Source organism: Mycobacterium sp., from assembly GCF_032162605.1.
Lineage (GTDB): Bacteria > Actinomycetota > Actinomycetes > Mycobacteriales > Mycobacteriaceae > Mycobacterium.
The window spans coordinates 1-9,533 of record NZ_JAVROT010000468.1 but is presented as its reverse complement, the minus strand read 5'-3'; the positions used below and the strand labels follow the sequence as shown (position 1 = coordinate 9,533).

At 68.9% G+C, this 9,533-nt stretch carries 10 protein-coding genes; 3 read left to right on the top strand and 7 right to left on the bottom strand.

Annotated features, from left to right (window positions below; all coding sequences use genetic code 11):
- The 3 genes from QOI01_RS25950 to QOI01_RS25940 all read left to right on the top strand — a co-directional run.
- The coding region (locus QOI01_RS25950) for an ATP-binding cassette domain-containing protein (protein WP_526386038.1) at nt 1–596 on the top strand (596 nt) is incomplete at its 5' end.
- Nucleotides 593–1,837, top strand: a complete 1,245-nt coding sequence (locus tag QOI01_RS25945; RefSeq protein WP_526386037.1) for a sugar ABC transporter permease — start codon at nt 593–595, stop codon at nt 1,835–1,837. The genes QOI01_RS25950 and QOI01_RS25945, both read left to right, overlap by 4 nt.
- A 42-nt stretch (nt 1,838–1,879) precedes the next feature.
- Nucleotides 1,880–2,884, top strand: a complete 1,005-nt coding sequence (locus QOI01_RS25940; protein ID WP_526386036.1) for an NAD(P)-dependent alcohol dehydrogenase — start codon at nt 1,880–1,882, stop codon at nt 2,882–2,884.
- A gap of 148 nt (nt 2,885–3,032) precedes the next feature.
- Here QOI01_RS25940 and QOI01_RS25935 read toward each other — a convergent pair whose 3' ends face one another.
- The 7 genes from QOI01_RS25935 to QOI01_RS25905 all read right to left on the bottom strand — a co-directional run.
- Nucleotides 3,033–5,120, bottom strand: a complete 2,088-nt coding sequence (locus QOI01_RS25935) for a RecQ family ATP-dependent DNA helicase (RefSeq protein ID WP_526386035.1) — start codon at nt 5,118–5,120, stop codon at nt 3,033–3,035.
- A gap of 30 nt (nt 5,121–5,150) precedes the next feature.
- Entirely contained in the window at nt 5,151–6,335 is a 1,185-nt protein-coding gene (locus QOI01_RS25930; protein ID WP_526386034.1) for a serine hydrolase domain-containing protein, read from the bottom strand.
- Nucleotides 6,336–6,392: 57 nt separating this feature from the next.
- Complete coding sequence (locus tag QOI01_RS25925; RefSeq protein ID WP_526386033.1) at nt 6,393–6,821, bottom strand: SDR family NAD(P)-dependent oxidoreductase; 429 nt, start codon at nt 6,819–6,821, stop codon at nt 6,393–6,395.
- 52 nt (nt 6,822–6,873) lie between these two features.
- Complete coding sequence (locus tag QOI01_RS25920; RefSeq protein ID WP_526386032.1) at nt 6,874–7,590, bottom strand: TIGR03943 family putative permease subunit; 717 nt, start codon at nt 7,588–7,590, stop codon at nt 6,874–6,876.
- Nucleotides 7,587–8,579 carry a permease gene (locus QOI01_RS25915; RefSeq protein ID WP_526386031.1) on the bottom strand — a complete coding sequence of 331 codons (993 nt, stop codon included), beginning with the start codon at nt 8,577–8,579 and terminating at the stop codon, nt 7,587–7,589. The genes QOI01_RS25920 and QOI01_RS25915 overlap by 4 nt, the downstream gene beginning before the upstream one ends.
- A 42-nt stretch (nt 8,580–8,621) precedes the next feature.
- Nucleotides 8,622–9,023, bottom strand: a complete 402-nt coding sequence (locus QOI01_RS25910) for a hemophore-related protein (protein ID WP_526386030.1) — start codon at nt 9,021–9,023, stop codon at nt 8,622–8,624.
- A 160-nt stretch (nt 9,024–9,183) separates the two neighbouring features.
- The coding region (locus tag QOI01_RS25905) for a 4-hydroxy-2-oxovalerate aldolase family protein (RefSeq protein ID WP_526386029.1) at nt 9,184–9,533 on the bottom strand (350 nt) is incomplete at its 5' end.

Genomic DNA, 9,533 nt, shown 5'->3' with positions numbered 1-9,533 from the left:
CCGTCGCCATCACCGACCCGAGCGCGGCGATCCAGCTCGGCATCGCGACCGTCTTCCAGGACCTCGCGCTGTGCGAGAACCTCGATGTGGTCGACAACCTCTTCCTCGGCCACGAGCTGGGCCCGTGGCGGCTCGATGAGACCGAGATGGAGGTTCAGGCCTGGAATCTGTTGCAGCAGTTGTCTGCCCGGATACCAACCGTCCGGATTCCGGTCGCATCACTGTCCGGCGGGCAGCGTCAGACGGTGGCCATCGCCCGGTCGCTGCTCGGCGAACCGAAGATGATCATTCTCGACGAACCGACCGCGGCGCTCGGCGTGGCGCAGACCGCGGAGGTGCTCGACCTGATCGAGCGGGTCAAACACCGCGGGCTCGGCGTCGTGATGGTCAGCCACAACATGGAGGACGTCCGCGCGGTGGCCGACCGCATCGTCGTGCTCCGGCTCGGCCGCAACAACGGCGAGTTCGACGCCAAGACCGTCACCACCGAGCAACTGGTGGCCGCCATCACCGGCGCCACGGACAACGCGGTCACCCGACGCCGGGACCGCACCGGCGCCGCGGACTCCGAAGACCCGGAAGCGGGGACACGATGACGTCGACCCAGGCTCCTACCGCACTCGACCGGGGCGACGAACGCCTCCAACAGGACGCGGGCCTCAGCGGCGCCCTTCGGTCGTTCTGGCGCAGCGTCAAGGCCGGCGATGTCGGGGTGCTGCCGGTGGTCGTTGGCCTGCTGGTGATCTGCACCATCTTCCAGTCGCTCAATCCGATCTTCCTGTCCAGCGCCAACCTGGTGAACCTGACGCTGGACTCCTGCGCGGTCGGCATCATCTCGCTCGGCATCGTCTGCGTGCTGCTTGTTGGGGAGATCGACCTGTCGGTCGGCTCGGTCAGCGGGTTGTCGGGGGCGATCGTGGGCGTGCTCTTCGTGCGGGAGGGCTGGAACTGGATGCTGGCGGTGGTGCTGGCGTGCGCCGTCGCGCTCCTGATCGGCCTGATCTACGGCATCGCGCTCACCCGGTTCGGCATGCCGAGTTTCGTGGCGTCGCTGTCGGGTCTGCTGGCGTTCCTCGGCCTGCAACTGGCGATCCTCGGCGCTCAGGGCTCGGTCAACCTGCCGTTCGACTCGACGCTGGTCCACTTCGCCCAACTCGCGTTCGTCCCCGCGTGGTTGTCGTATGCCCTGGCGGCCCTCGTCGGCGTCGGGTTGTTCGTCAGCGGCTTCGAGCGCCGCCAACGGCGCAGGAAGGCCAATCTGTCCGCCCAGTCGATGAACTATCTCGTGTTGCGGTCGGTCGCACTGGTCGTCACCCTCGGGCTCTTCGCCTGGTACCTCAACCAGGAACGCGGCGTCGGCTGGATGGTCGTGATGTTCGTCGCCCTGGTGTTGGTGCTGAATTACGCCTTCACGCGCACCAAGTGGGGGCGCAGCCTGCTCGCGATCGGCGGCAACGAGGAAGCGGCCCGCCGCTCTGGCATCAACGTGCGGCGGATCTATCTCACCGCGTTCGCTGTCTGTTCGTTCCTGGCCTGTGTCGGCGGCATCCTCGCCGCGGCCAGACTTGCCTCGGCGAATCTTTCCAGCGGCACCGGCGACGTGAACCTGAACGCCATCGCGGCCGCCGTGATCGGCGGCACCAGCCTGTTCGGTGGGCGCGGCAGCGCGTTCTCGGCGGTGCTCGGCACGCTCGTCATCGCGGCGATCGCCAGCGGCCTGACGCTGCTGAACCTGGACTCGTCGTACCGGTTCATCATCACCGGACTCGTGCTGGCCGTCGCGGTCGCCATCGACTCGGTGGCCCGCAAGTCGCGCGCGTCGCACGGCCGTGCCTGACCCCAAGAACAACCACCACAGACCAGACCGAGGAGACGACCCGTGTCCAATCGCGCAGCGGTGATGACTGAGCTCGAACACATTGAAATTCAAGAACTTCCGGAACCCGAGCCCGGCCCCAAGCAGGCTGTCGTGCGGATCCACGCCGTGGGTGTGTGCGGTTCCGACACCGCCTACTTCAAGATCGGGCGGATCGGCGACTACGTGGTCGACGGTCCGATCGTGCTCGGCCACGAGGTGTCCGGGGAGGTCGCCAAGATCGGCAGCGAAGTGACGAACGTCGCCGTCGGCGACCGCGTCGCCATCGAACCCGGCACCCCGTGCCGGGACTGCGGCGAGTGCAAGGCAGGGCGCTACCACCTGTGCCCCGATTTGGTGTTCCTGGCCACCCCGCCCTACGACGGCGCGCTGATGGAACTGATGGCCATCGACGCCCGCAACCTCTACCCGATTCCACCGGAGATGACCTACGAGCAAGGCGCCCTGCTCGAACCGCTCTCCGTGGGTATCTGGGGCTGCAAGCGGGCGAACCTGACGGCGGGTGACCACGTCCTGGTCAGCGGTGCCGGGCCCGTCGGGCTGCTCGCGGCGTCCGTCGCCCGCGCGTTCGGAGCGGGGTCGGTCACCGTCGTCGACCCGTCCGAGTTCCGGCTCGGCATCGCCCAGCGAATGGGTTTCGCGACCGAGCCGCCCGAAGCCGTCAGCGACCGGACGTTCGACGTCCTACTCGAGTGCTCGGGCGCACCGGGTGCGCTGGCAACGGGGATGGCCCGCCTGGCGCCTGCGGGCCGCGCGGCGATGATCGGCATGCCGAAGCAGGACGTCGCGCTACCGCTGGCCGCACTCAACCCCAACGAGGTGACCCTGAGCCTGGTCAATCGCTACAACCACACCTGGCCGCTCGCAATCGAATTGGTGTCGTCCGGCCGCATCGACGTCAGCGAGCTCGTCACCCACCACTTCTCACTCGCCGACTCGGCCGACGCGCTCACGCTGGCAGGCCGCGTCAAGGACTCGATCAAGGCCGTGATCCACCCGCAGCAGTGACTGGTTAGACCTCGGCGAGGACCGCCAGCGCGTCGGTGGGCGCCACCTGCAGTCCGCAACGAATCTTGTACGCGCCGAGCGGTGCCTGGATGCCGCGTATCAGGCAGCGCGCCCTGCGGCGGGCCCATGTTACCGCTGCGACAAAGAGCTAGCTGGTACTCGCCAGCGCGAACGGCAGCACCTCCTGCGTACCGGCCTCCCCGACCACACGCGCCGCCATCGTCAGCGTCCACCCCGTGTCGGTCATGTCGTCGACCAGTAGCACCGGGCCGCCCGCCGCATCGAGCGCAGTGGGGTCCGGTGGCAGCCAGGCACCCTGCAAGGCTGCGACGCGGTACGCGGAGTTCGCCGCCGTCACCGGACGGCGCTCTGGCGCGTACCGCAGGACGCCGAGATCGGTCAGCCGGCCGAGCCGGGCGAGCTCGCGGGCCAACGAGGTGATGAGCAACGGGTGCCGGTCGGAGTCCATCGCCAGCACGGCGGTGGGCCGCCTCGTCCATTCCCACGACGCCAGCACCTTCACGGCGGCCTGGACGACGTCCTCGGGCACCTGAGCATCGGGCTCGTCGAGCAGACGCCGCAGCCGCGCGCCCCAGCCGAGATCGGTCAACCGGCCGATGACCCGCCCGGCTGACGGCCCGTCGGCGATCTTGCCGCTGAGTTGGACACCGAGCTTGCCCAGTCCGGACGGCCATTGCTTGCGGGGCGTGACCTCCACGCCGGGGCGCATCAGCCGCTGGCGGGTGTCCTCCGCCGAGGACGCGTCGACATCGGCGTCGTAACCCTTGCCGGTGCAGTTGTCGCAGCGGCCGCAGCGCTCGCCCTCGGTCAGTTCCGGATCGTCGAGTTGGCCGCGCAGGAAGGCCATCCGGCAGCCATCGGTCACCTGATAGTCGAGCATTGCCTGCTGTTCGCGCTTGCGGGCCTCGTCGAGCTTGCGGTAGCGGGCCTCGTCGTACTCCCACGGCGCACCGGTGCCCACCCAGCCGCCCTTGACTCGCCGGACCGCGCCGTCGACGTCGAGAACCTTCAGCACCATCTCCAGCCGGGTCCGGCCGAGATCCACCAGCGGCTCGAGCGCGGGCGTCGACTGCGCCCGATCGGGTTCCAGTGCGCCGATCACGTTGCGCACCATGGCTTCCGAGGGGAACGCCACCGAGGAGAAGTAGCGCCAGACGTCCTGATCCTCGTGGCCGGGCAGCAGGATCACCTCGGCGCTGGCGGTCGAGCGGCCCGCGCGGCCGACCTGCTGGTAGTAGGCGATCGGCGAGGACGGCGCACCGAGGTGGACGACGAAGCCGAGATCGGGCTTGTCGAATCCCATGCCGAGCGCCGACGTGGCGATCAGCGCCTTGACGCGGTTGTCCAGCAGGTCGGCCTCGAGTTGCTCGCGCTCGGCGGTCTCCGTCGCCCCGGTGTAGGCCGCCACCTCGTGGCCCTGCTCGCGCAGTAGCGCCGCGACGTCGTTGGCCTGCGCCACCGTCAGCGTGTACACGATGCCCGACCCGGGCAGCGAATCGATGTGCGCGGCAAGCCAAGCCGCGCGTTGCGCCGGGTTGCCCGCCTTCACCACCGACAGCCGTAGCGACTCACGGTCGAGGCCACCGCGCAGCACCAGGGTGTCGCGACCGCCAACTCCCAGCTGACTCGCCACGTCGTCGACCACGCGGTCGTTGGCGGTGGCCGTGGTGGCCAGCACCGGAACGTCGGTGCCGAGTTCGGCGATCAGCGTGCGGATGCGGCGGTAGTCGGGCCGGAAGTCGTGGCCCCAGTCCGAAACGCAGTGCGCCTCGTCGACCACGACGAGGCCGGCGTCGTGCGCCAGCGCGGGCAGCACCTGGTCGCGAAAGTCGGGGTTGTTCAGGCGTTCCGGACTGACGAGCAGGACGTCGAGATCACCTCGCCACACCCGGTCGTGGATCTCGTCCCAGTCGGCGACGTTGCTCGAGTTGATGGTGGCCGCGTGCACACCGGCCCGGTCGGCGGCGCGCACCTGGTTGCGCATCAGCGCCAGCAGGGGCGAGACGATGACCGTCGGTCCGTGTCCGCTGGCGCGGAGCAGTTTGGCGGCGATGAAGTAGACGGCCGACTTGCCCCAGCCGGTACGTTGCACGACGAGCGCGCGGCGGCGTTGTACGACGAGCGCCTCGATCGCGGTCCATTGGTCATCGCGCAGAGTGGCCTGCGGTCCGGCCAACTGCTCGAGGATCGTCTGGGCCTGATCGCGGGTCGCCATCCCTCCATCGTGCCCGTCCGGTCCGACGACCTAGCGATCGAGGCAGCGCCGGAGCGCGGCGGTCAGGTCGTTGGCGCGGTGATCGCGGGGCGCAATGAGGTTGTTGACGTAGCCGAAGCCGGTCTGGCTGTCCGCGTCGGCGAAGCCGAGGCTGCCGCTGGCGCCGTCGTGCCCGAACGACGAATCCGACAGCAGCGGTCGGAACGGGATGCCGTTGACGAGGAACCCGGTCGAGAAGCGGATCCCAGGCGCGTTGAGCGCGCCAGACCAACCGTCACCCTCGGAACGCACGGTCACCGCATCGGAGATCGAGGCCTCCGTCAGCAGCGGCGAAACACCGTTGACCGGCGAGACCGCCGCTGCGTAGATGGTCGCGAGTGCACGGGCGTCGAGAATTCCGTTGGCCGCGGGGATCTGAGCGGCGTGCACCGCGGGCGTGTTGAAATCGCCTGCGCAGCCGTCGATCAACGAGAAGGGAAAGGCCGAACCCATCGTCATCGTCCGCACCGCTGCCGCCTTGCCGACGCGGCGCAGGATCCTCGGCAGCACCCGGTAACCGGTGCGCAGCGCCCGTGAGCGCGGCGCGTGCATCCTGGCCACCCGGTGCCTCTGGTCGGCGGGCAGCCCGATCCAGGCGTTCACGCCGAGGTCGTCGGTGAGGTAGTCGGCTAGCAGCGCACCCGGCATCGATCCGGTGACGCGGCGCAGGATCTCGCCGGTCAGCCAGCCGAACGTCAACGCGTGGTACGCGAACGCCGTACCTGGCGTCCACAGCGGTCGTTGCGCTTCGATCGCGCGGATCACCGGATCCCAGGCCAATACGTCGGCAAGGCTCAGGTCGGCGTCCAGCGCCATCAGCCCGGCCCGGTGGGCGAAGACGTCACGAATCACGATGTCCTGTTTGCCATTCGCGGCGAACTCGGGCCAAACCGTGGCGACCGGCGCGTCGAAGTCGAGCAGCCCGCGTTGCTGGGCCAGATAGCCGCACAGCGCCATCAAACCCTTGGAGACGGAGAAGCCGATCGAGACGGTGTCGGCCGTCCACGGTCTGCGCGCGGGGGCATCGGCCGTCCCGCCATACAGGTCGACGACAAGGCGGCCGCGGTGGTAGACGGCACACGATGCGCCCATCTCGGCGCCCCGGCGGAAGTTGTCGACGAAGGCGTCGGCGACGGGTCCGAAGCCCTCGTCGGCGAAACCGGGGAAGGCTTTCACGAACAACCGTTGGTAGACATCTCGTCCCAACCTACGAGCATGGTCGCGGCCAGACCCTCAAGCCTGGATCGTTGGTCGGACGACGACCTCGCTGACGTCGACCCCGGCTGGCTGTTCGATGGCGAACGCGATCGCGGAGGCGATCGCTGAGGGCGGGGTGGCGATCGCATCGCGCTGCTGGATCATCGCCTCCGCTGCACCCGCGCTGGCGCCCTTGCCGACACCTTCGGTGTTCGTGAACCCCGGGGAGACGAGGGTGACCCGGAGGTCCGGACCGGACTCCTGACGCAACCCTTCCGTGAGCACCTTCACCGCTTCCCCGCCGTCGGCCCTAATGTCCGCGACGAGGTCGTCCAGGCGGTCCCGTCGCTGCATGCCGAGGACGACCCGCGCCCCTCGTGTAGCGAGGTGCTTCGCGGTAGCGGCACCAATGCCGCTGGATGCTCCCGTGATTGCGATCACCGTTCCGTCAATGTGTTCGTGCATCTCGATCCACTCTCTCGAACTGCCCCGGTTGACGTCGGTACCGGGATCACGGTCAGTACGCGTAGGTGTTCGCCGGTTTGTCGATGCTCGCGACGTCCGTGACCGTCATCGTCGGGATGAAACCGTCCGCCGCGTGGGATGAGCCGATGTCGATCTGGCCCCGGATCCGCAACCAGGTGTCCTCTGGATGGCCGGCCACCGCGGCCGCGCCGGGGCCGCTCAGGTGGACGCGGGCCAGTTGCGCGTCCGCGGCGCAGCACACGATGACCACCCGACCCAGATCGACGCCGTCGGGACGGTGCAGCGTGAAACCCGTGAGCGTGATGGACCGGCCCGCAAGCGAATTGGTGGAGTCCGCGGCCGCCCGCATCACCACCTCGGGCAACGACACCGTCGGCGCATCCCCCGAGGGCAACGGCGGAAACGCGCGTCGCTGCGGAGTGCTGACGGCCGCTGGACTCGTCCCGCGCGCCCCCAGCGCCGGGGGTACCACGAAGGCCACCATCGCGATCGGGACGAGCAGCAACCAGCCCAGCCACGGTTCGTGCCGATGGCCGTGCCCCTGTTCGTGCTCCTCGTCCTCGGCGTGGGCCGTTCGGAGGTCCCGGATGATCGCCGCAGACCCGAGAGCGACGAGTACCACCGCGGCCGCGATCAACCACGGGAGCAGCCCGGGCTTCACGTAGTTCAGATACGTGCCCTTCACCAGCATCACCGCGGTGCTGAGCCCGACGAGCAGCAGGATCAGATTCTGCGTGCCCCGGCTCACGTGGCACCGCCGAGAACCGCGAGGCCGACGACCGTCGCGACCACGGTGGCCACCAGCAACGTGGCCGGACCGAAGCGCACCGCGAACCGGCGGCCGAACATGCCGGCCTGCATCGCGGACAGCTTCACGTCGAAGGCGGGCCCGACCACCAGGAACACCAACCGTGGCACCAGCGGAACCATCGTCAGGCTGGCCGCGACGAACGCGTCGGCCTCGGAGCACAGGGCGAGCACCACGGCGAGCAATGCCATGGTGACCACCCCGAGCAGCAAATGGCCCGCGAGGTGCTCGAAGACCCAAGGCGGAACCAACACGTGCAGAGCTGCGGCGGCTCCCGCCCCGACCACCAGGTAGGACGCGGCCTGCAGGAAGTCGTGCCGGGCGGCCTCGGTGAACACCGTCCACCGCGACGAGGCCTCCGTAGCGGGAGCGGGCAGTGCGCGGGTGACCCACTCGTCGCGACCGAAGCGCGACCACAGCAGCCCCATCACCATGGCGGTGATGAGCGAGGCTACGCAACGTGCCAGCACCACGGCAGGCTGGCTGGGGAACGCGACGGACGTAGCGACCAGCACCACCGGGTTGACGGCGGGCGCGGACAGCATGAACGTCAGGGCGGCCGCCCCGTTCGTGCCAGGTCCGAAGAGCCGCCGGGCGACGGGAACCGACCCGCATTCGCAGCCAGGCAGGGCCGCCCCGCCGATGCCCGCGGCGAGAACCGCGAGCGCAGGCCGGCGGGGCAGCCACCGCGACAGTCGCTCGGCACTGACGAAGGCGGCGATCAGCCCGCTGACCACGACCCCGAGCACCAGAAAGGGCAGGGCCTGGACGAACACGCCGCAGAACACCGTCGCGGCCGTGCTCACATCGGGATCGCCTGCTACGAAAGCACTCACCGCGCCGGCGGAGACCGCCAACGCGATGAGGCCGATCAGCAGGACTTCCAGAGAACCGACGCGGCGCCGGTGCTGCGGTGGGGCGACGGTCACCGCCCCATCCTGCCTCCCTTCCCTGTCAGGGGGATTGCCGAATCACGCCGACGTCAAGGCGTCGGTCAGCTGATTCGACGACGACTGGATACCGCATTGTGTCGTCAGGTCGCTGACGGGCTGCTCGAGACCCTTCAGATCTCGGGCGACCTGCGGATTGTCGGCGAAGTACATCTCGTAGGACGCCTGCGCCTCGGTGGGCGACTTCTTGGCGATGTCGGTCAGCGCCTGGTTGGTCTGCGGGTGCGTCTGCAGGTAGGTGCTCATGGACAGCTGCACAGAGCTCTGGGTGGTCGCCAGGCCGCTCGCGCTGCACTGGTCCGGCGCGGCGTTCGCGCTCGGCATCAGAATCGCTGCGGATGCGACGCCCCCCAGCAGGCCGCCGGCGAACATGCCGTACAAGCCGCGGCGGACGGTCGTTTCGGACATCTTCATCGTGTTCATCGTGAACCTCCTTCGGTCTGCGATGCGTTCATCGCAGCCCAAGGCCTAGCCATAATGCCGAGGGGTAAACACGCGCTGCCGGGCATCGCCGTCCGGGTCGGCGTCGTCCATGCAGGCCAGGGCGCACGAATGGGACCCAGAAAATTCTTGTCTAGCTCGGCTAGCCAGCGGGCGTGGCGGCGGCGTCTTGCTCTCGCTTGAGCTCCAGCGCGATGTCGATGAGCTGGTCCTCCTGGCCACCGATCAACTTGCGCTGACCCGCCCGGTGCAGCAGCTTGTGCGCAGGCACGCCATAGCGCTCCGACTGACGGATGGCGTGCTTGAGGAAGCTCGAGTACACGCCGGAGTAGCCCATCATCAGGGCCATCCGGTCGAGCCGGCACTCGTCCGGCATGGCCGGCAGCACGACGTCCTCGGCCGCGTCGACGATCGAGAAGAAGTCGATGCCGGTGCGCCAGCCGAGCTTGTCGCAGACGCCGACGAACGCCTCGACCGGGGTATTGCCAGCGC